General features: G+C 70.2%; 19 protein-coding genes. 8 read left to right on the forward strand and 11 right to left on the reverse strand.

Annotation, left to right across the window (positions count from 1 at the left end):
- Positions 1-172: 172 nt before the first annotated feature.
- The 5 genes from KOD61_RS04780 to KOD61_RS04800 all read right to left on the reverse strand — a co-directional run bounded on the left by KOD61_RS04780 (position 173) and on the right by KOD61_RS04800 (position 5,838).
- The gene (locus KOD61_RS04780; RefSeq protein ID WP_215219901.1) at positions 173-844 is read right to left on the reverse strand and encodes a DUF502 domain-containing protein; all 672 of its coding nucleotides are present in this window, start codon (positions 842-844) and stop codon (positions 173-175) included.
- Positions 845-866: 22 nt separating this feature from the next.
- Positions 867-2,879, reverse strand: a complete 2,013-nt coding sequence (locus tag KOD61_RS04785) for a bifunctional serine/threonine-protein kinase/formylglycine-generating enzyme family protein (RefSeq protein WP_215219902.1) — start codon at positions 2,877-2,879, stop codon at positions 867-869.
- 132 nt (positions 2,880-3,011) lie between these two features.
- On the reverse strand, positions 3,012-3,476 hold the full coding sequence (locus KOD61_RS04790) for a DUF4442 domain-containing protein (protein ID WP_215219903.1): 465 nt from the start codon (positions 3,474-3,476) through the stop codon (positions 3,012-3,014).
- An 82-nt stretch (positions 3,477-3,558) separates the two neighbouring features.
- On the reverse strand, positions 3,559-4,425 hold the full coding sequence (gene trxA, locus KOD61_RS04795) for a thioredoxin (RefSeq protein ID WP_215219904.1): 867 nt from the start codon (positions 4,423-4,425) through the stop codon (positions 3,559-3,561).
- A gap of 84 nt (positions 4,426-4,509) precedes the next feature.
- Positions 4,510-5,838 (reverse strand): metal-dependent hydrolase family protein, encoded by a 1,329-nt coding sequence (locus KOD61_RS04800; RefSeq protein ID WP_215219905.1) that lies wholly within the window; start codon positions 5,836-5,838, stop codon positions 4,510-4,512.
- 199 nt (positions 5,839-6,037) lie between these two features.
- On the opposite strand from KOD61_RS04800, the gene leuS reads away from it, so the two are divergent.
- The gene (leuS, locus tag KOD61_RS04805; protein ID WP_215219906.1) at positions 6,038-8,803 is read left to right on the forward strand and encodes a leucine--tRNA ligase; all 2,766 of its coding nucleotides are present in this window, start codon (positions 6,038-6,040) and stop codon (positions 8,801-8,803) included.
- Positions 8,804-8,867: 64 nt separating this feature from the next.
- Here leuS and KOD61_RS04810 read toward each other — a convergent pair whose 3' ends face one another.
- Genes KOD61_RS04810 through KOD61_RS04825 form a run of 4 tightly spaced genes read right to left on the reverse strand, consistent with a single transcriptional unit; the run spans position 8,868 to position 13,300 of the window.
- Positions 8,868-9,380: a Slp family lipoprotein gene (locus KOD61_RS04810; protein WP_251370663.1), complete on the reverse strand. Its 513-nt coding sequence runs from the start codon at positions 9,378-9,380 to the stop codon at positions 8,868-8,870.
- A gap of 35 nt (positions 9,381-9,415) precedes the next feature.
- Entirely contained in the window at positions 9,416-11,374 is a 1,959-nt protein-coding gene (locus tag KOD61_RS04815) for a transglutaminase family protein (protein ID WP_215219907.1), read from the reverse strand.
- Positions 11,367-12,332, reverse strand: coding sequence for a DUF58 domain-containing protein (locus KOD61_RS04820; protein ID WP_215219908.1), 966 nt, complete (start codon positions 12,330-12,332; stop codon positions 11,367-11,369). The genes KOD61_RS04815 and KOD61_RS04820 overlap by 8 nt, the downstream gene beginning before the upstream one ends.
- Positions 12,333-12,334: 2 nt before the next feature.
- Positions 12,335-13,300: an AAA family ATPase gene (locus tag KOD61_RS04825; RefSeq protein ID WP_215219909.1), complete on the reverse strand. Its 966-nt coding sequence runs from the start codon at positions 13,298-13,300 to the stop codon at positions 12,335-12,337.
- A gap of 123 nt (positions 13,301-13,423) precedes the next feature.
- On the opposite strand from KOD61_RS04825, the gene KOD61_RS04830 reads away from it, so the two are divergent.
- Positions 13,424-15,325 (forward strand): ArnT family glycosyltransferase, encoded by a 1,902-nt coding sequence (locus tag KOD61_RS04830; RefSeq protein WP_215219910.1) that lies wholly within the window; start codon positions 13,424-13,426, stop codon positions 15,323-15,325.
- 24 nt (positions 15,326-15,349) lie between these two features.
- Here the strand turns inward: KOD61_RS04830 and KOD61_RS04835 are convergent, their stop codons facing one another.
- Together KOD61_RS04835 and KOD61_RS04840 are read right to left on the reverse strand one after the other, a co-directional pair.
- The gene (locus tag KOD61_RS04835; protein ID WP_215219911.1) at positions 15,350-15,922 is read right to left on the reverse strand and encodes a Maf family protein; all 573 of its coding nucleotides are present in this window, start codon (positions 15,920-15,922) and stop codon (positions 15,350-15,352) included.
- On the reverse strand, positions 15,922-16,293 hold the full coding sequence (locus KOD61_RS04840; protein ID WP_215219912.1) for a hypothetical protein: 372 nt from the start codon (positions 16,291-16,293) through the stop codon (positions 15,922-15,924). Before KOD61_RS04840 ends, KOD61_RS04835 begins: the two co-directional genes overlap by 1 nt.
- A gap of 174 nt (positions 16,294-16,467) precedes the next feature.
- On the opposite strand from KOD61_RS04840, the gene KOD61_RS04845 reads away from it, so the two are divergent.
- The 6 genes from KOD61_RS04845 to acpP all read left to right on the forward strand — a co-directional run bounded on the left by KOD61_RS04845 (position 16,468) and on the right by acpP (position 20,734).
- Entirely contained in the window at positions 16,468-17,004 is a 537-nt protein-coding gene (locus KOD61_RS04845) for a YceD family protein (protein ID WP_215219913.1), read from the forward strand.
- A 51-nt stretch (positions 17,005-17,055) separates the two neighbouring features.
- A complete protein-coding gene (gene rpmF / locus KOD61_RS04850; protein ID WP_215219914.1) occupies positions 17,056-17,250 on the forward strand; it encodes a 50S ribosomal protein L32 in 195 nt (64 codons plus the stop codon).
- A 168-nt stretch (positions 17,251-17,418) separates the two neighbouring features.
- Positions 17,419-18,399 (forward strand): beta-ketoacyl-ACP synthase III, encoded by a 981-nt coding sequence (locus KOD61_RS04855; RefSeq protein ID WP_215219915.1) that lies wholly within the window; start codon positions 17,419-17,421, stop codon positions 18,397-18,399.
- A gap of 236 nt (positions 18,400-18,635) precedes the next feature.
- Positions 18,636-19,520 (forward strand): ACP S-malonyltransferase, encoded by an 885-nt coding sequence (gene fabD, locus KOD61_RS04860; RefSeq protein WP_251370692.1) that lies wholly within the window; start codon positions 18,636-18,638, stop codon positions 19,518-19,520.
- A gap of 102 nt (positions 19,521-19,622) precedes the next feature.
- Positions 19,623-20,369, forward strand: coding sequence for a 3-oxoacyl-ACP reductase FabG (gene fabG / locus KOD61_RS04865; RefSeq protein WP_215219917.1), 747 nt, complete (start codon positions 19,623-19,625; stop codon positions 20,367-20,369).
- A gap of 125 nt (positions 20,370-20,494) precedes the next feature.
- Positions 20,495-20,734, forward strand: coding sequence for an acyl carrier protein (gene acpP, locus KOD61_RS04870; protein ID WP_036111977.1), 240 nt, complete (start codon positions 20,495-20,497; stop codon positions 20,732-20,734).
- Positions 20,735-20,861 lie beyond the last annotated feature (127 nt).

A 20,861-nucleotide genomic window follows, 5' to 3' on the forward strand; every position in this document is an offset into this window, starting at 1 on the left:
CGGGCGGGAAGACAGCCCCCGAGGCTCGCTGCGATGGTGCCGCGCGGCATGGGCCAAAGGTCACTGAAGCCACGACCAGGTCACAGATGCGCACCCGGTGACGCAACGAAGCCGGCACACGGCCGGCTTCGCAAAGGCTGGATGCGGTTGGGCTGTCAGTAACAACCGGGCATCAATGCGTGTCCGGCCGCTGCTGGGCGGGAGGAGTGAACGGGATCGATTCGGGCGAGACCGCGCCGCCGGAAATGATGAAGCTCATCGCCTGGTCGACGGTCCAGTCGGTCGGGGTGATCTTCTCGACCGGAACGATTTCCAGGTAGCCCGAGGTCGGGTTGGGCGTGGTGGGCACGTACACCGCGGCGAGTTCGCGGCCGGTGCCTTGTTCGCGCAGGACCCGCGTGACGAAACCAATCGACTTCATCTCCTTGTGCGGGAAGTCGATCAGCACCACCCGCTGGGTGCCGTCGGGCTTGGTCTGCAGGATGTCCAGCAATTGCCGCGCGCTGCCGTAGATCGTGCTGGCGAACGGGATGCGGCCAATCAGCGATTCCACCCACCGCAGCAGGCGCTGGCCGAACACCCGGTGCGCCATCACGCCCGACAGCAGGATGACCAGCAACGTGGCCGCCAGCGCGATCACGGTCTGCACCCACGGCTGGGCGAGCCAGCCGGCGATGTGCGGGTAGTCGGTGGCCAGGCGCGCCAGCAGCGGGCCGGTGATCGGGCGGCTGGTGTCGGACAGCAGGACGAAGACGAACTTGGCGACCACCCACGTCAGCCACAGCGGCAGTAGGGTCAGCAGGCCGGTGAGGAAGAGGCGTTGCAGGGTGGGGGGCTTGCGCATCGCGCGATTGTACGTGGCAGCGCTACAGCTCCCGCACCAACCGGAAGCCGACATCGTCGTAGCCGCGGCTTGCGTCCAGCGTGCGTGCCTTGGCAGCCGTGTTGCGCCAGGACGAGCCGATCACCTTGCGCTCGCGGCAGCTGCTGCCGCAGTCGCGCAGCCACAGGGCAAGGTCGCGACCACTGATCTCCGGCGCCATCTGGCGGGATTCGGCGGTACTCGGCAGTCGGTAGTCGTGGCCGGTCTGGCGGCTGTACCACTCGGCGTAGGCCTGCGCATCGGCGAGCGAGACGCAGACCACGGGCTCGTTGTCGCCCTGGCCGAAGCCCGGGTTGCGCCAGTCACGAGGTGCAAGCACGCGCAGCAGCGATGCCCGCTCGCGGCAGCGGGCAGCCTCGCGGCCGGTAAGAGTGGCGAAGCGGGCGTACTCGTCGCGGCTCACCGGCTTGCGGCTGATCGCCACCCCGTCGGTGCCGAGCACGGCGCCGGAAGGGTCATCCGGGAGTGCCTGGCCACGTTCGGGGATCGCATCGGTACGCGCCTGCAGTTGCGCGCGGGTGGGCTCGGGCGCGCCAAGCGCACCGGCCAGCTCGACCACGGCCGCGGCGGCGGTGCGGTCGAAGTCGCGCTCTGCGGCCTTCATCCTGTTGGCTAGGGCCGTGTCCAGGTTTTCGACCAGCGTCTGCGACAGCGCCGGCAGGGCGCCGTCGGTGTCCTGTTCTAGCCGGCGCAGGTGTTCCTGGTAGTCCAGTGCGCGGGTGTCGCGCTGGCGCTTGATGTTGTCGACCAGCTCGGCGCCAAGCGCGGCAGAGAGCTCCCCGGCAACGCGACGGACCTCGTCGTTGTCGGCGTCCGTCCGCCACGCCCGGACGACGCTGTCGTAGGCGTTGTTGCCCTCGGGCGCGGTGAGGTTGCGCTCGGTCAGTTGCCGGCGTGCATCCTCCAGTGCGACCTGCACCGGGGCTTCCGGCAGCGGCCGCATCATCGAGGCGATCGGGTCCGCGGTTTCGGTCACGTTCCCGGCGGGCGTGCCGGCACGCAGCAGGCTGTCGTCGCCGTCGCGCGCCAGCCACAACGACAGCAGGCCGACGAAGCCGATCGCTGCCATGCCGGCCAACATCGGCCGCGGTACCACCTGCAGCTGTCGCAGCGCGCGCTCGCGCCACAGCGTCACCCGCGGCCAGCTGCGCCGGCGCTCGACGAGGGTCAGCATGTCCGACATCGCGTCCACGTCCTGGAAGCGTTCGCCGGGCAGCTTGGCCAGCGCGCGGTTCATGAAGCGCTGCCAGTGGCGAAGGTGCGCGGGGAGCCTGGGGATCGGGTCCTGCGCGTGCATGACGGCCATCGAGAGCGCATCGCCGGCCTGGTAGGGCAGGTGGCCCGACAGCATTTCCCACGCCAGCACGCCGAGGCTGTACAGGTCGGCGCGGCCATCCACATCCTCGCCGCGGGCCTGCTCGGGCGCCATGTAGGCGGTGCTTCCGACGGCCAGGCCGGCGGCGGTGACGCGCGGGCCGAAGCCGCGCCGCAGCGCGATGCCGAAGTCGGCCAGCAGCGGCGACTCGGTGTCGTCGAACAGCACGTTCTCGGCCTTGACGTCGCGGTGCACGACGCCGTGGGCGTGGGCGTAGCGCAGTGCGGACAACAGCGCGCGCAGGATTTCGATGACGCGCGCCTCGTCGACGCCGCCGCCTTCCAGCTGGAAGCTGCGCTGGCCCAGGTGGCCGCGGGCCATGTAGGGCATGGCGTAGTAAGGCAGGCCATCGGCCGTGCGGCCCAACTCGTGGATGCGGACCACGTGCGGATGCTCGAGCCGGGCAATGGTGCGCACTTCGTTCTCGAACCGCCGGCGGCTGACTTCGTCCGACAGCGCCTGGCTGGCCATCACCTTGATCGCGACCTCGCGGCCGAGCGCGGTCTGCTCGGCCAGGTACACCGTCGACATGCCGCCGTGGTTGACCACGCGCAGCAGGCGGTAACCCTTGATCACGGGCAAGGGTGGTGCGTTGGCATCGATGGTCGGCGGATTTGGCATCGCGGCCCCCTGTGGCGGAGCCGAGCATACCGCCGCCCGACGGCCGGTTGTATCGCCGGCGTACGGTTCCGTGGCTTGCGCCACGTGGTTTGGCAGCTTGCGCCCGCGCACGCCGCCCGCTGACGCGATTGGTCAGTCGCGGCCGGAGCGCCGGTCTTTCTTCAGGCGCACGTACAACTGCTTGCGCACGCGCGCGACCACGTCGCCGTCGCCGTCGACCACGTCGGTCTCGAACCAGCGCAGCACCTTGTCGCCACCCGCGCTGTCGGCGCGCAGCTGTGCCAGCACGTCGTCATCGAGGTCGAAGCACGCGTGCACGGTGCCGCGCCCGGGCTTGAGGAAGTCGATCGTGCCGGCGCGGTCCCACACCAGGTGGTCGCGGCCGATGGACTGCATCACCAGCAGCATCCAGAACGGATCGGTCATCGCGAACAGGCTGCCGCCGAAGTGGGTGCGCACGTAGTTGCGGTTCCACGGGCGCATGCGCAACTCGACCCGCGCATGGCGGTAGTCGTCATCGAGCCGGGTGACGTGGATGCCACTGGCGAGGAACGGCGGCCACAGGTTGATGCCGTGGCGGAACAGGTTGGCTTTCATGCAACGCAGGGGGATACGACGTGGGGGCGACAGCGTGCCATACGGCCGCGTACAGTCAAGGCCGCCCCGCATTCCGACGCCGTCAGAAGAGGACCGAAGCCATCTTCCGGCGGTAGCGTCCGACCAGCTCGGCGTCGTCGATCACCTGGAACGCGTCGATCAGCGCCTTGCGCGGCAGCCCGCCGTCGAAGTCGCGGTCGTGCCGCAGCATCTCGATGAACTGCTCCAGCGCGGCCTCGCTGCGGCCGGCCACCAGCGCGTGCGCGCCCAGCAGGTGGCGCGCGCGGAGGTCGCCGGGGTCGGCGGCCACCGACTGCCGTAGCGCCTCGACCGGCGGCGCTTCCTTCAGCAGGGCGGCAAATCCGAGGCTGGCGCGCGCACGGCGGGCGCGGTCGTCGGTGGCCAGGTTGGCGGGCAGGCCATCCAGCAGCGGCTCGGCTTCCGCGGTCGCACCGGTCTGCAGCAGCGCGACCGCGAGGTCGAGCTTGAGTTCGTCGTTGTCCGGGGCCAGCGCCACCTCGCCGCGCAGGCGTGCAACCTCCGCCTCCGGGTCCAGCGGCGCCGCAGGCACCTCGGCGGCCTCCCCGGCCGCTGCCGCCGGTTCGATCCCGTGGTGGCGCAGGAACTCGCGGATCTGGCCTTCAGGCAGCACGCCGGGGAACCCGTCGAGCGGCTGGCCGTCCTTGACCAGGAACACGGTAGGGATCGACCGGACCTGGAAGGCCGCGGCCAGCTGCTGCTCCTTGTCGACATCGACCTTGGCCAGCACGAACGCGCCGTTGTATTCCGCCGCAAGCTTCTCCAGCACCGGGCCGAGCTGCTTGCACGGCCCGCACCACTCGGCCCAGAAGTCGACCAGCACCGGCGTCGCCATCGATTTCTGCAGGACGTCGTCTTCGAAGGCTTCGGTGGTGGCGTCGAAAACGTGCGGGGTGGCGGTGGCAGTCATGGCGGCTCCTCTGGACTCGACCGGACATGGTGCCGGAGGTCGGCCATTCCAAGCCAACCCGCGCGCACCCGTGCAACCCGGCCCTCAGTGGCCGGCGCGGTCGGTCTCGCCCGGCACCGCGGCGCCCGGTTGCCGGTAGACCACGCCGTCCTTCATGACGAACTCGACCGCGAGCACCGCCTGGATGTCGTCGACCGGGTTGCCCGGCACGGCGACGATGTCGGCGCGCTGGCCCGGCGCGATCCGGCCCTGGTCGTCGATGCCGAGCACCCGGGCGGCGTCGATCGTCGCCATCTGCAGGGCCTTGGCGGCCGGGATGCCGGCCTCGACCAGGTAGATGAACTCGCGCGCGTTGTCGCCGTGTGGGCCCACGCCCATGTCGGTGCCGAACGCCATCGGCACGCCGGCGCGGTAGGCGCGAGCGGCCGTGTCCTGGATCAAGGCGCCGATGCGCGCGGCCTTGGGCCGGACGACCTCGGGGAAGTAGCCGTCGACCTTGGCCTTGTCGGCCACGAATCGGCCCGCGTACACCGTCGGGATGTACCAGGTGCCCTTCCGCTTCATCAGCGCCATCACCTCGTCGCTCATGTAGGTGCCGTGCTCGATGCTGGTGACGCCGGCCTCGACCGCGCGGCGCATGCCTTCCTCGCCGTGCGCGTGGGCGGCTACCCGGTAGCCGTAGTCGTGGGCGGTCGCCACGATCGCCGCGACCTCGTCGACGGTGAACTGCGGGGCGTCGCCGGATTTCGCGTACGACAGCACGCCGCCGGTGGCGGTGATCTTGATGACGTCGCTGCCTTCCTTGTAGCGCTGGCGCACCGCCTGGCGCGCGTCGTCGACCGAGTTGATGACCCCCTCGGTCGGGCCGGGTGGGCCGAGCAGGTGCGAGAGCGTGGAGTTGTAGCCGTTGGTGGGGTCGGCGTGGCCGCCGGTGGTCGCGATCGACTTGCCCGCCGCCCAGATGCGCGGGCCGGCGACCAGGCCCTGGTTGATCGCATCTCGCAGGTGCGGCGCCACTTCGCCACCCAGGTCGCGCACGCTGGTGAAGCCGGCCAGCAGCGTCTGTTTCGCGTAGCCCACGGCACGGAAGGCGTAGTCGACCTCGTCCAGGCGGAAGCCTTCGGAGTAGCTGTCCGGACTGGACTGGCTGGCCAGGTGCACATGCAGGTCGGTCCACCCGGGCGTGCAGGTGTGGCCGGACAGGTCGATCGACGGTACGCCCGCCACGTCGGCGTGCCCGCCGCTGGTGACCTGCGCGATCCGGCCGTCGCGCACCAGCACCGTGTGCGGGCCGAGCACCTTGCCGCTGCGGCTGTCGAACAGCCGGCCGCAGTGGACGGCGGTGGCGGGCGACTGCGCGGCAACCGGTGCCGTGAGCGGGGCGAGGAACACGAACAGCAACAGTGCGCGCATGCGTGGGGCCCTTGTGGTGACGCCCGATCATAGCGGCGGGGCGGATGCCACGCGGAACCGCGCCCGGTCGCGCGCCCTGCCTGGGCGCCGACAGTAGTCGCGCCGCAGGAAATCCCGCAGCAGGGCGACCAGGACCGCCGTGGCGGGTCCGCAGGCCCTGCGGTAGGCTTGCCGGTCCCCTCGACCAAGTGCCCGCGCCGTGCCCACCGAAGCTTCCGCCGCCCCCAGCCAGACCGATCCGCGGGCGTTCGACCCGCAAGCCGTTGAGGCCGCCGCGCAGGGCTTCTGGAACGCCACCCGGGCGTTCGAAGTGGACGAATCGTCGCCCAAGCCGAAGTACTACTGCCTGTCGATGCTGCCGTACCCGTCCGGGGCGCTGCACATGGGCCACGTGCGCAACTACACGATCAGCGACGTGATCAGTCGCTACAAGCGGATGACCGGCCACAACGTGCTGCAGCCGATGGGCTGGGACGCATTCGGGCTGCCGGCCGAGAACGCCGCGATCAAGCACCGCACCGCGCCGGCGAAATGGACCTACGCCAACATCGCCCACATGAAGGCCCAGCTGCAGGCGATGGGCTATGCGATCGACTGGTCGCGCGAGTTCGCCACCTGCCAGCCGTCGTACTACGTGCACGAACAGCGCATGTTCGTGCGGCTGATGAAGCAGGGCCTGGCCTACCGGAAGAACTCGGTGGTCAACTGGGACCCGGTCGACCAGACCGTGCTGGCCAACGAGCAGGTGATCGACGGCCGCGGCTGGCGCACCGGCGCGCTGGTGGAGAAACGCGAGATCCCGCAGTGGTTCCTCCGCATCACCGGGTATGCCCAGGAACTGCTGGACGGCCTGGACACGCTCGAGGGCTGGCCGGACGCGGTCAAGACCATGCAGCGCAACTGGATCGGGCGCTCGGAAGGGCTCGAGATCCGATTCGACGTGCGCGATGCCGATGGCGCCGCGCAGGCACCGCTGACCGTCTACACCACGCGTCCCGACACGCTGATGGGCGTGACCTTCGTGTCGATCGCCGCCGAGCATCCGCTGGCGGTGCGCGCGGCGCAGCACAACCAGGAACTCGCGGACTTCATCGCCGACCTGAAGAAGGGCGGGGTCACCGAGGCCGAGCTGGAAACGCAGGAAAAGCGCGGCATGGACACCGGCCTGCGCGCGGTGCATCCGCTCAGTGGCGAGGAGATCCCGGTCTATGTCGCCAACTTCGTGCTGATGGGTTACGGCACCGGCGCGGTGATGGCGGTGCCTGGCCACGACCAGCGCGACTGGGAGTTCGCCAACCGCTACCGCCTGCCGGTGCGTACGGTGATCGTGCCGGACGCGGTCCGCGATGCGCTGCGGGAAATCGGTAGCGATCTCGGCAATCACGCCGACCCGATGGGCGCGGCGCTCGGCGAATCCCGGCCGACCGACAGCTACGACACCGGCGCCGCCGTACAGGTGGTGCAGGAGTTCCAGCGGCGCATCGAGGAGGAGGGCGCGTACACCGATCGGGGCTGGCTGGTGAACTCCGGCGAGCTGGACGGGCTGGACTTCCAGCAGGCGTTTGACGCGCTGGCGCAGCGCTTCGAGTCCGAAGGGCGGGGCGCGCGCAAGGTCAACTTCCGCCTGCGCGACTGGGGCGTCAGCCGCCAGCGCTACTGGGGCTGCCCGATCCCGGTGATCTACTGCGATGCCTGCGGCGCCGTGCCGGTGCCGGAAGAGCAGTTGCCGGTGGTGCTGCCCGAGGACGTCGAGTTCATGGGCACCGGATCGCCGATCAAGGCCGATCCGGAGTGGCGCAGGACCACCTGCCCCACCTGCGGCGCGGCCGCCGAGCGCGAGACCGACACCTTCGACACCTTCATGGAGTCCAGCTGGTACTACGCGCGCTACACCTCGCCCGGCGCCGGGACCCAGGTCGACGCCCGCGCCGACCACTGGCTGCCGGTCGACCAGTACATCGGCGGCATCGAGCACGCGATCCTGCACCTGCTGTACTTCCGCTTCTATCACAAGCTCCTGCGCGACCAAGGGCTGGTGTCGAGCGACGAACCGGCGCGCAACCTGCTGACCCAGGGCATGGTCATCGCCGACACGTTCTACCGTGACGGCGAAGGGGGCACGAAGGACTGGATCAACCCCGCCGACGTCGAGATCGCCCGCGACGAGAAGGGCCGCATCACCGGCGCGACGCTGAAGTCCGACGGCCAGCCGGTGGTGATCGGCGGCACCGAGAAGATGTCCAAGTCCAAGAACAACGGCGTCGACCCGCAGTTGATGATCGGCCGGTACGGCGCCGACACCGTGCGGCTGTTCTCGATGTTCGCCGCGCCGCCCGAGCAGTCGCTGGAGTGGCACGAGTCGGGCGTGGACGGCATGGCGCGGTTCCTGCGTCGTTTCTGGCGCGAGGTGACCACCCACGCGGTCCAGCCGGACCACCCGATGGTCGATCCGGCAACGCTGGACGCCGCCCAGAAGACGCTGCGCCGGCAGTTGCACGAGACCATCCAGAAGGTCGGCGACGACTACGGACGCCGCCACGCGTTCAACACCGCGATCGCCTCGCTGATGGAACTGCTCAACCACGTCGCGAAGTTCGACGACATGAGCGACCAGGGCCGCGCGGTCCGGCACGAGGCGCTGGAAGCGATGGTGCTGCTGCTCAACCCGGTGACCCCGCATGTCAGCCACGCGCTGTGGCAGGCGCTGGGCCACCCGGAAACGCTGCTGGAGGACGTGCCGTTCCCGGTCGCCGACCCGGCCGCGCTCGCGCGCGACGCGGTGACGCTGGCGGTGCAGGTCAACGGCAAGTTGCGCGGCACCATCGAGGTGCCGGTGAACGTGGACAAGGCCGAGGCCGAGCGGCTCGCACTGGCCGAGCCGAACGTCGCCAAGTTCCTCGATGGCCTGGCGGTGCGCAAGGTGATCGTGGTGCCCGGCAAGATCGTCAACATCGTCGCCGGGTAACCCTCACCGTCGGCACCATGCAAAACGCCCGGACCAGCCGGGCGTTTTGCTTTCGTGCGCTAGCTCACCACCAGCCCCACCAGGGCCACGGTGCCGGCCGCGTGACCACGTCCACGCGCTCGCGCACCGGCCACAGGTAGACCACGTCGGCCGCCACCCGCGGGAAGCGGTAGTCGTACTCGCCGATGCGGCGGTTCTCGTATCCGTCGATGCGACCGGTGAAGGTCACTTCGCGGTTCTTCTCGAACAACGCCGGGTCGTAGAAGCCCTCGCGGCAGGCGATGAAGCGTCCGCCAACGTCGTCGGTCGCCCAGTACGGCCGGCCGTAGGCGTTGAGACGGGTGGAGATCATCTCGAAACAGGTGCGGTTGGGCTGTGGCTCGACATCGACGATGCGGCCGCCCCAGCGGACCGCGGCACCGGTGCGGTCGGTGCCGATGGCGTCGCGTGGACTGATCTGGGCGAACTCGCCCTGCAGGGGCTTGGGCTGGCTGGCGCAGGCGGCCAGCAGCGCGGCGGCCAGCGCAAGCATGGCCAGGCGCAGCGGGTTCGATGTGGGGCGGATCAGGCTATTCATCGTGTGCTCCGTTGGGGTCCGGGTCACCGGACCGGTCAGTGCGGGCGGTGGGCACGCAGCTCGCGGATCAGCGATCGGCGCGCCTGGGCAGCCCCCGGCTGGCTGGCAGCGTAGCGCCAATCGCTGAAACGTTGGCTGAGTCCCAACAGCGTGCCGTCGTCGGACGGGCGCGCCTGGCGGACCCGCTCGGCCCAGTCCAGCGCGGATTCGTGCGGCTCGCGCCCCAAGCCTAGCCGCCGGTAGCGTCGGTCGAGCGCATGCCAGGCACGCAGCACCGGGTCCGGCTGGCGCTCGCCGCGGCGGCTCAGCCAGATCATCCAAAGCAGTGCCAGTAGCGCGGCGACGGTGAACAGCAGGCCCAGCCGGACGCCGTCGAGGCGGTCGATGCCGAGCGGCCTGAGCATCCGCGCCTGCCGGTCGGCATCGAAGCCAAGCACGAAGTCGTTCCAGCCGCGGCGCAACCAGTCGGTGTAGTCGAACAGCGTGCCGCCGCCGAACACGTCGCCCAGCAGGCCGGCACCGGGCCGGCGGTCGTCGAGGGTGTCGTAGATCCGTTCGGGTGCGACCGCTGCGGTGGGGTCGACCCGGACCCAGCCCCGGCCTTCGAGCCAGACCTCGGCCCAGGCGTGGGCATCGGAGCGGCGCACCAACCAATAGTCGCCGACCGGATTGCGGTAGCCGCCGACGTAGCCGGTGACGACGCGGGCCGGGATGCCGGCGCCACGCATCAGCACCACGAAGGCCGAGCTGTAGTGCTCGCAGAAGCCGGCCTGCTGGTCGAACAGGAACTCGTCCACTGCGTGCCGGCCCGGCAGCGGGGTGGTCAGCGTGTAGGCGAATTCGGCGGTGATCCAGTCGAGCGCGCGGCGGACGATCGCGCCGTCGTCCGGTCCGGCCTCGGCCCGCCATTGCCGCGCCAGCTGCAGGGTGCGTGGGTTGTAGCCGTCCGGTAGCGACAGCGCGATGCGGCGCAATCCCGGCCGCAGGTCCGGTTCGTACGCCACCGGCGGCGAGGACTGCATGCGCCAGCGCGTCAGCGCGTTCAACGGGCGCGGGGCGTGGATCTCGTGGCCGTGGTTGAGCCGGACACCGTCGGGAACGTCGACCGGCAGTTCGAGCGACACGAACTGGCGCCGGTCGGTCGGCTCCACTTCCACTTCGTAGTCCCAGCGCACATCGCCGTGGCGGACGTCGGCCGGGGGCAGGTTGGCCAACCAGGGCGACCGTGACCAGGTGCGGCCGTCGAAATCCCACATCACCGGGCCGCGCCAGTACATCTGCGAGGTCGGTGGCGTCTCGCCGAAGAAGCGCACGCGCAACGCCGGGGTGTCGTCGGCGATGAGGTCGATCCACTGGCCCGGGCTCATCTCGCCCGACAATCCGGTGCGCGCCATCGTGCGCTCGGGCACGCCCCACAACGGCGACCCGAGCCGCGGGAAGAGCCAGAATGCCGCCAGCGCCAGCGGCAGGCCGATCGCCAGCAACCGGCCGATGCCGGCGAAGCGCCGCGCCGCGCCGGTCGCGACGGCGTCGCCGGATTCCAGGTCCGCCAGGCGCTGCAGCGCACAGAGCGCGAGCACCGCACCCACCAGCCCGAGCTCCAGGGCCAGGGGGCCCTGGTCGAGCAGGAACGTGCCGAACGGCGCGAACAGCGCGAACCCGATCAGGCTGCGCGCATCGCGCAGGCTGTAGGTCTCCGCCGGCTTGATCGCCAGCATCGCCGCCAGTACCGCGCAGCCGGTGTCCCGCCCCAGGTTGAAACCCGCCATCGACACCACCGCGCCCAGCAAGCCGAGCGCCAGGAGCAACCGCAACAGTCCGTGCAACGGCTTCCGCCACGACGCCACCGCGACCAGGACGGCCGCGCCCGCGATGACCAGCGCCAACTGGCCCGGCAACTGCAGCAGCAACGGCAGCAGGCAGGCCGCGGCCGCCGCGAGGGCCCAGCGCCGGCTGCCGTGGTCTAGCGCGGTGTTGCGGGTGGGCTCAGACATGCGGCAGCAGCGCCAGTGCGCGCAGGCAGGCGTGGCGGTGGGCGGGGCCCTGGTCGGGCCCGAGCGATGGCTGGCCGGGCAGCATCAGCCGGTAACGGCGGCCGTCGCGCTCGGCCTCGTCCACCCAGCGTGCGAGGCGCGACACCTTTGCTTCCTGCGGCATGCGCCCGAGCGTGCTCCAGTCGAGCACGATGTCGGCCCCGAGCGGCTGCTCGTACTCGCGCACCAGCAAGCTGTCGCGACGGGCCGACGACTTCCACGCGATCGCCCGGCGCGAATCGCCGCGACGGTAGTTGCGCAGGTGGTGCACGTCCTCGCCACTGGGATGCAGGCGGGTCTGCACCCGGTCACCCGAGCCGGTCGGCAGCGGCGGGCCGTCCGGTTCCGGCCGTGGATAGACCAGCGCCGGTGCCTGCGGCCACACGTACGCCCACGCGGTGGCGAGCCCGAGCGGCCGGGTGGTCGACACGCGCAACCGCGGCAGGTCGAGCCACCCGCGTTCGCTGGTGGGAAGCGCGACATGCGATTCGCCGCGGCCCTGCTCGAGGTTCAACAAGCCCGGGACGCCTTCCGTCGATTCGAGCGCGACGGCGAGGCCACGTCGGCGCCGGCGGTCGTTGGCCTGTGCGTGCAGGCGGACCGTCAGCTCGTCACCGGCCGGCACCGGCTCGGCGTCGAGCGCGACCACCGCCAGGCCGGTGAGCTGCAACTGGGCGGCGACCAGGCTGGCGAGCCCGGCACCGGCCAGCAGCAACCCGAGCAGCAACGCCGGGTTGTTGTTGTAGTTGAGCGCACCCAAGAGCATCGCCAGCAGCAGCACCGCGTAGAACAGCCCGAAGCGGGTCGGCAGTACGTACACCCGGCGCCGGTCGAAGCAGGCGGGCAGGGCCTCGGGTTCGCGCGGACGGGTCCACACCAGCGCCCAGTCGTGCAACCGTCGCCGCAGAGTGCCGGCCATCCTCAGTCCACCGGCACCGCGTGCAGGATTGCCTTGGCCAGGGCCGCGTCGCTGCCGGCGTCCGCTTCGGCGACCAGCCGGTGCGCGGCAACCGCGGAGAACAGCGCCTGCACGTCGTCGGGCCGAACGTGGGCGCGGCCCAGCAGCAACGCGTAGGCACGTGCCGCGCGCAGCAACGCGAGCCCCGCGCGCGGTGAAAGCCCGACCCTTACGCCAGGGTGGCGGCGGCTGCGCGTCAGCAGTGCCTGCACGTAGGCGATGAGCGAGTCGCTGGCATGCACCGACTTCACCGCGTCGCGCGCGGCCAGCACGTCGTCCACGGTCAACAGCGGGCGCACCTGTGCGATCAGCGCGCGACGGTCCTCGCCGGCGAGCAGGGCGCGCTCGGCGTCCTCGGCCGGGTAGCCCAGCGCCAGCCGCAGCAGGAACCGGTCCAGCTGCGAGTCCGGCAACGGGTAGGTGCCCGAGAGGTCGACCGGGTTCTGGGTGGCGATGACGAAGAACGGCGCCGGTAGTGCGTGGCTGGTGCCGTCGACCGTCACCTGGTGCTCGGCCATCGCTTCCAGCAGTGCACTCTGCGTGCGCGGCGGGGCGCGGTTGATCTCGTCGGCCAGCAGCACCTGGGTGAACACCGGGCCGGGGTGGAACTCGAAGCGGCGCGCCTGCGGGTCGAACACCGAGACACCGACCACGTCGGCCGGCAGCAGGTCCGAGGTGAACTGCACGCGCTGGAACTCAAGCCCCAGCGTCGCCGCCAGCGCATGGGCGAGGGTGGTCTTGCCGAGCCCGGGCAGGTCCTCGATCAGCAGGTGGCCGTCCGACAGCAGCGCGACGAACGCCAGCCGCACCTCGTGCGCCTTGCCCAGGACCAGCGTATTGACCTGTGTCTGCGCCCGGTCAAGGGCACCACGCAGGTGCTCGGGTAGGATGCTCGCCGAGTCGCGGGGTACCGCAGGGGATGTCGCCATGGGTGCTCTCCAAGTGGTGCCGGCGCGGCGCTCCCTGAACCCCTCTCGCCGTCGCGGGTCAACCGCTGACGGCGCCGCACGGCGCCCGCCAATTGCGCCCGAGTCTACCGAGGTCATTCGTTGATGCGGCAAGTTCCCGCCCCGTTGCACCCATCGCGCGACACGCCTGCCGTCCAAGCGCCACATCCCGACCGGAGCCGCGCACGAACCGTGTTCTGGGCGCTGTTCGCGGGTGTGTTCGCGCTCAAGCTGCTGGTGGCCGCACGGCTCCCACTGTTCGTCGACGAGGCGTTCTACTGGCTGGAGGGGCAACACCTCGCGCCTGCCTATTCGGACCTGCCCGGCATGACCGCGTGGCTCGCGCGGCTGGGGGTGACGCTCGGCGGTGATACCGCGCTCGGTCTGCGGTTGCCGTTCCTGCTGCTGGCCGCGCTGGTGCCGGTGCTGGTGATGCGCATCACCGCGCGCGAGTACGGCCGGGAGTACGGCTGGAAGGCCGGCAGCTTCGCTCTGTTGTTGCCGCTGTCGGGCACGCTCGGCCTGCTGGCATTGCCCGATGCGGCGATGGCGGTGGCGACGCTGCTGTGCGTCGACGCCGGCGCGAAGCTGCTGCGGCAGGTCACGGCCGCCGCCGCGCTCGAGCTTGCGCTGGGGCTGTCGATCGGCGCGCTGAGCCATTACCGGTTCATCGCGGTGATCGGGGTCGGCCTGATTGCATTGCTGCTGCTGCCGGACGGCCGACGGGTGTTGCGTGACATGCGTACCTGGACGGCGATCGCGATCGGTGCGGCCGCCTGGGCACCGCTGGTGGCCTGGAACTTCGACAACGCCGACGCCGGCCTTCGCTTCCAGCTGGTGGACCGCCACCCGTGGGCGTTCCATATCGAGGGCCTGTGGTTCATCGCGATCCAGGCGCTGCTGGTCACGCCGCTGCTGTTCGCCGCCCTGCTGGCGGCCGGCTGGCGCGGCAACCGCAGCGCCCATCCGTCTTCGCGCTACTTCGCGCTGCTGGGTGGGCTGGTGGTGCTGGGGTTCTTCGCGCTGGGGTTCTTCGCCGATACCGAGCGGGTGAGCTTCCACTGGCCGCTGCCGGGCTACCTGGCACTGCTGCCGTTGCTGCCGGCACTGCTGGCGGCGTGGCCGACGTGGTTGCGTCGCGCCACCTGGGCGCTGGCCGGCGTCGGGCTGGTGGCGATGCTGGGCTATTACACCGCAGTGTCGATCCCCGAACTGCGCGCGCGCACGGCAGCGCAGAAGTGGTACCCGTCCAACTTCGCCGGCTGGGACGAGCTGGCCGACGCGGTCAAGCTCGAGCGTGCGGAGATGCCCGACGGCACCCGCATCGTCGCTGGCAGCTTCAAGCTCGGGGCCGAACTCGGTTTCGCGCTGGGCGAGCCGCGGATCGCCGTGCTCGACCATTCACTCAACCGCAAGCACGGCCGCGCACCGCAACTGCGGCTCTGGGGCCTGTGGACGCGGGGTGCGGAGGACTGGGGCGACGACCCGGTGCTGCTGGTGACCAGCCCCAGCGACGTGCCCTACAAGGATCTGCTCGCGCGCTACCACGGCCTGTGCGCCATGGTCGGGCCGCTGCCCGCGGCGCGGGAGGTCAACGTCGACCACGGGCGCCAGCGGTTCCTGCTGTTCCGGATGGAGCCGCCGCACGCGGTGGGCGCCGAATGCACGACGCCGGGGATGGCCTGGATCGATGCGCCGGTGTCCGGTGCTGCCGTCAACCGCCGGTTCGACGTACGGGGCTGGGCCTTCAAGGACGGCACCGGTCTGGAGCGGGTCGAGGTCACCCTGGATGGCCGGGTCATCGCCACCGCCCGCTATGGCCTGAACAGTCCTGGGACCAAGGCGTTCTGGGGCCATTCGACCGACCCCAACCATCCGCGGGTGGGCTTCGAGGCGAGCGTGGACGCAGGAGGCCTGGCGCCGGGGGTGCACTGGCTCGGCCTGAGGCTGCACGGGGCCGATGGCAGCGTGGAGGCCTGGCCGGAGCAGCCGGTCAACCTGCGCTGAGCAGGTCGACGTCGCCCGGACCGGTCAGGGCAGGGTAAATCCGGCGTCGCGCAGCAGCCGCGCCGTCTCGATCAGTGGCAACCCGACCAGCGCGGTCGGGTCGCGGGTCTCGATTGCCTCGAACAGGGTGATGCCGAGGCCCTCGGACTTGAAGCTGCCGGCGCAGTCGAACGGCAGCTCGCGGTCGACATAGCGCGCGATCTCGCCGGCCTCGAGCGTGCGGAACCGTACCACCGTGGTATCCAGCGCAAACCGGGGCTGGTCGCCGTTGGTGACGCAGACACCGGTATGGAACGCGACCGCGCGGCCCGACATCGCCTGCAGCTGCCCGATCGCGCGTTCGCGGTTGCCGGGCTTGCCGAGTGGTTGGCCGTCGAGCGATGCAACCTGGTCGGATCCGATCACCCAGGCGACGCGCCCGGCGGCAACCGCGGTCGCCTTGGCGATGGCGAGCCGGCGGGCAAGGTCGGCGGGAGACTCGCCCGGTGCCGGGGTCTCGTCGACGTCCGGCCGGGCCATGTCGAAGGCGACGCCGAGGCGCGCCAGCAGCTCGCGTCGATACGGCGAGGTGGACGCCAGGACGAGCCGCGCCGACATCAGGCCACCGGCGCGCGGGCGCGCTCGATCCGGACCAGCTGGGTCTCGATCCGGCCACGGGCCTGGTCGATCGAGTCACGGACCTGCACCAGCTCGGCCAGGCTTGCGCGATCGCCGTGCTCGCGCAGCCACAGCCGCTGGCGGAGCATCTCGCGCATCGCCTCCTGCACCGGGTCGTCGATATGCTCCCCGGCGACCGCCTCGATCTCGGATCGGGCGGTCCGCAGCCGTGCTTCCAGCGCATCGGCCGAATCGAGCAGTTCGCGCATCGCGCGCTGGCGCCGGCCCAGCTGGCGGCGCCATGCGCCCACCGCCACCAGCAGGGCGGCGGCGATCGCGATCAGGGCGATGAGGGTTGCGGGAGCATTCACGCGGTTTTCGGCCAGGGGCTGCAAACGCGTTCAGTCTGCCGTGCGGCGCCGTCGGGCGGCAAATCGGGCGCCGGGCGCCAGTCCCCGGGTGCTCCCAGACACCTGTCCAGACGGGCCCGCAGGGGCTTGCAGCGTTTGACAGCAGGGGGGGTGATCCTTAATATTCCGCGGCTTATGTCTGCTGACGCGCCCAAAGTGCCGGTGCCCGAAGTCCTGGATGCCTGGCGCATGGTCGCGGCGCGGCGTGGCGTCGAGGGCCAGGTGCCCCTGGCGTCGCTGTCGCGTATCCGCGACAGCCTGGTCGATGCCGAAGGTGAGGTGGCGTTCTCACTCGACTTCGGTACCGACGAGCTGCAGGTGCCGTACGTGGAACTCAAGGTCCGCACCGGGTTGCCGCTGCAATGCCAGCGCAGCCTTGAGCGCTTCGTGTTCCCGGTCGACATCGACCAGCGCCTGGGTCTGATACGCGACGAAGCCGACGAGGCGGCGTTGCCACCGGGTTACGAGGCGTTGCTGGTGTCGGCCGACGGCATGCTGAATCCGGTCGAGCTGGTCGAGGACGAGTTGATCCTCGCCGTGCCGGTGGTGCCGGTGAAGCCCGGCACCGAGGCGATGGAGCGCAACTGGGCTCCGGACGCCGACGAGCTGGAATGCGTCAACCCGTTCGCGGCGTTGTCGTCACTGAAGAACAAGTCCGGCCCGGCGGAGTAGTCCGGCGGGCCCCGCAATCGAAGTTTTCTCGGTTTTCCCTGGAGTAACACCATGGCTGTCCAGAAGTCCCGCGTCTCCCCGTCCAAGCGTGGCATGCGCCGCGCCCACGATTCGCTGTCCAGCAAGCAACTGGCGACCGACCCGACCACCGGCGAGACCCACATCCGCCACCACGTCACCGCCGACGGCTACTACCGTGGCAAGAAGGTGATCGACACCCAGTCGAAGATCGCCGACGAAGAGTAAGCTTCGACGCGCCCGCCGCGACACGCGGGCGCTCCCGCGTGCGCGGTTGCCGTCGAGTGTTCGACGGTGACCGCGGCAAGGTCGTCGCACTGAGTGCCCCGGCTGCGGCGAGCTCCATCGCCAGCGTGCTGGCGTCCGTGCAACGGCGTGTTCGCCGCGGGAGTGGTGATGACTGAACGTATTTATGCCCGCATTGCGGGTACCGGCAGCTACCTGCCGGAAAAGGTGCTGACCAACGACGACCTGTCGAAGATCGTCGACACCAGTGATGAATGGATCGCCGCGCGTACCGGCATCCGCGAGCGCCACGTGGCCGCCGAAGGCGAGACCACCGGAGACCTGGCCTACCACGCCGCGGTGCGGGCGATGGAGGCGGCCGGCGTCGAGGCGTCCGAGCTCGACCTGATCGTGCTCGGCACAACCACCCCCGACCTGATCTTCCCGTCGACCGCGTGCCTGCTGCAGCACCGGCTCGGTGCCAACGGCTGCCCCGCGTTCGACGTCAACGCGGCATGTTCGGGCTTCATCTACGCGCTGACGGTGGCCGACAAGTTCATCCGCTCCGGCAGCGCCAGGACGGTGCTGGTGGTCGGCGCGGAAACCCTCACCCGCATGCTCGACTGGAACGACCGCGGCACGTGCGTGCTGTTCGGTGACGGCGCCGGCGCGGTGGTGCTCAAGGCCGACAGCGACACCGGGATCCTCAGCACGCACATGCATGCCGACGGCGGCAAGAAGGAGCTGCTGTGGAACCCGGTCGGCGTGTCGGTCGGGTTCAAGCCGGGAGAGCACAATGCCGGCGTCAAGGTCCTGATGACCGGCAACGAGGTCTTCAAGCACGCGGTCAAGGCGCTCGATTCGGTGGTCGAGGAGGCGCTCGCGGCGAATTCGCTCGACCGCCATGAGATCGACTGGCTGATCCCGCACCAGGCCAACCTGCGCATCATCGAGGCGACTGCCAAGCGGCTGGACATGCCGATGGAGCGGGTCATCGTGACCGTCGATCGCCACGGCAATACATCGTCGGGTTCGGTGCCGCTGGCACTGGACGAAGCGGTGCGGTCCGGCCGGGTGAAGCGTGGCCAGCTGGTGCTGCTCGAGGCCTTCGGCGGCGGCTTCACCTGGGGCTCGGCGCTGATGCGCTACTGACCATCGCGCCGCCCGAAGCAATGGACGCCCCCGCATCGCCGGGGGCGTTTTCATTTGGGGAAGGGAAAACCCGCACACCCACCGCGGTCGGCACTGTACGCGCCGGTACAGACGACCCGGCACAATCGCTCGTATCATGTCGGGCTGTTTTTGCTGGGAGCCGCTGCGTGACCGGACCAGGTACGGACCACCAACTCGCTTTCGTGTTCCCCGGACAGGGGTCGCAGTCGATCGGCATGCTGGCCGAGCTCGCGCAGGCCCATCCGACGGTCGTCGAGACGTTCGCCGAGGCGAGCGAGGGCGCAGGCACCGACCTGTGGACACTCGCCCGGTCCGGCCCCGAGGACCGCCTCAACCAGACCGAGTTCACCCAGCCGGCCCTGCTGGCCGCGGGTGTTGCCGTGTGGCGTGCTTGGGCCGCCCAGGCCGGCCCGCGCCCCGCGCAGCTCGCGGGACACAGCCTGGGCGAGTACAGCGCGCTGGTCGCGGCCGGCGTGCTGTCGCTGGGCGACGCCGCGCGCCTGGTCCGGCTGCGTGGGCAGCTGATGCAGGACGCCGCGCCCGCTGGTACCGGCGCGATGGCGGCGGTGCTCGGCACGGATGACGCGCTGGTGGCGGAAGTCTGCGAGTCGGCTTCGAGCCGCGAGGTGGTCGTCCCGGCCAACTACAACTCACCCGGTCAGATCGTCATCGGCGGCCACTGCGCGGCGGTCGACCGGGCGCTGGTGATGCTGGCCGAGCGCGGCGTGCGCAAGGTGGTGAAACTGGCCGTCAGCGTCCCGTCGCATACGCCGCTGATGCGCGAAGCGTCCGATCGGCTGGCCGAAGCGATGGTCGGCGTCCAATGGTCCGCGCCGGCGCTGGCCGTGGTGCAGAACGTGGACGGGCAGGTACAGGCGGATGCCGACGCGATCCGCGATGCCCTGGTGCGCCAGTTGTACCTGCCGGTGCAGTGGACCGGTTGCGTCCAGACGCTGGTCGCGAACGGCGCCGCGCGCATCGCCGAGTGCGGCCCGGGCAAGGTGCTCGCCGGGCTGGTCAAGCGCATCGACAAGTCGGTCGACGCGCGCGCGCTGGGCACACCCTCGGACTTCGACGCCGCGCTGGCCGCCTGGCAGTGACATGGCAAGCCGCGCGTGGCCTTCGAGGCCCTGTCGAATGGCCGGTAGCCAGGCCTCCGAACGCGGCCCCGGGCCGCTCCCATGAATGCAGGAAGTGAACCCATGAGCAATCTACCCCTGACCGGCGAAATCGCCCTCGTGACCGGTGCCAGCCGTGGCATCGGCGCCGCGATCGCCGACGAACTCGCCGCGCTGGGTGCGACCGTCGTCGGCACCGCCACGTCCGAGTCCGGCGCGGCGGCGATCGGCGAACGGATGGCCGCCCACGGGGGCCATGGCCGCGTGCTCGACGTCGCGGACCCGGCCTCGATCGAGGCGCTGATCGACGGCATCGGCAAGGAGTTCGGTGCGATCTCCATCCTGGTCAACAACGCCGGCATCACCCGCGACAACCTGCTGATGCGGATGAAGGACGAGGACTGGCAGGCGATCATCGACACGAATCTCACCAGTGTCTTCCGCACGTCCAAGGCGGTCATGCGCTCGATGATGAAGGCGCGCAAGGGCCGCATCATCAACATCGCCTCGGTCATCGGCGTCACCGGCAACGCGGGCCAGGCCAACTATGCCGCGGCGAAGGCCGGGATCATCGCCTTCAGCAAGTCGTTGGCCAAGGAGATCGGATCGCGTGGCGTCACCGTCAACGTGGTCGCACCGGGCTTCATCGACACCGACATGACCCGCTCGCTGCCCGAAGACGCCAAGGACGCGATGCTCGGCCAGATCGCGCTCGGGCGCTTTGGCGAGCCGGCCGACATCGCCCGCGCGGTGGCATTCCTGGCAGGGCCGTCGGCGGCCTACATCACCGGCGAGACCCTGCACGTCAACGGCGGCATGTACATGGCGTGAGGTCCCGCAAGGGGCTTTCACGGGACACAAGCAACTGAGGCGAAAGGACTTTTGCGGATACTCGCAAGTCGCCCGATTCCACTACACTATTCCATCGAATATCCCGTCCGGGAGGAGTAACAGCAATGAGCAGCATCGAAGAGCGCGTCAAGAAGATCGTGGTTGAGCAGCTGGGCGTGAAGGAAGACGAGGTCACCAACAACGCTTCGTTCGTCGACGACCTGGGTGCCGATTCGCTCGACACCGTCGAGCTGGTGATGGCGCTCGAGGAAGAGTTCGAGTGCGAGATCCCGGACGAGGAAGCCGAAAAGATCACTTCGGTCCAGCAGGCGATCGATTACGTCAAGGCGCACGTCAAGTCGTAATCCTGCCGATGGAGCATGACCGCGGCCGATCCGGGTAACCGGAGCGGCGGTCGCTCCGCGCTACAGACCGGGGCCGCATCGTGCGGCCCTGTGTCTTTCCGGCATCGCAGGCAGTGCCGCGGTCCAA

The organism is Lysobacter luteus (genome assembly GCF_907164845.1).
GTDB lineage: Bacteria > Pseudomonadota > Gammaproteobacteria > Xanthomonadales > Xanthomonadaceae > Novilysobacter > Novilysobacter luteus.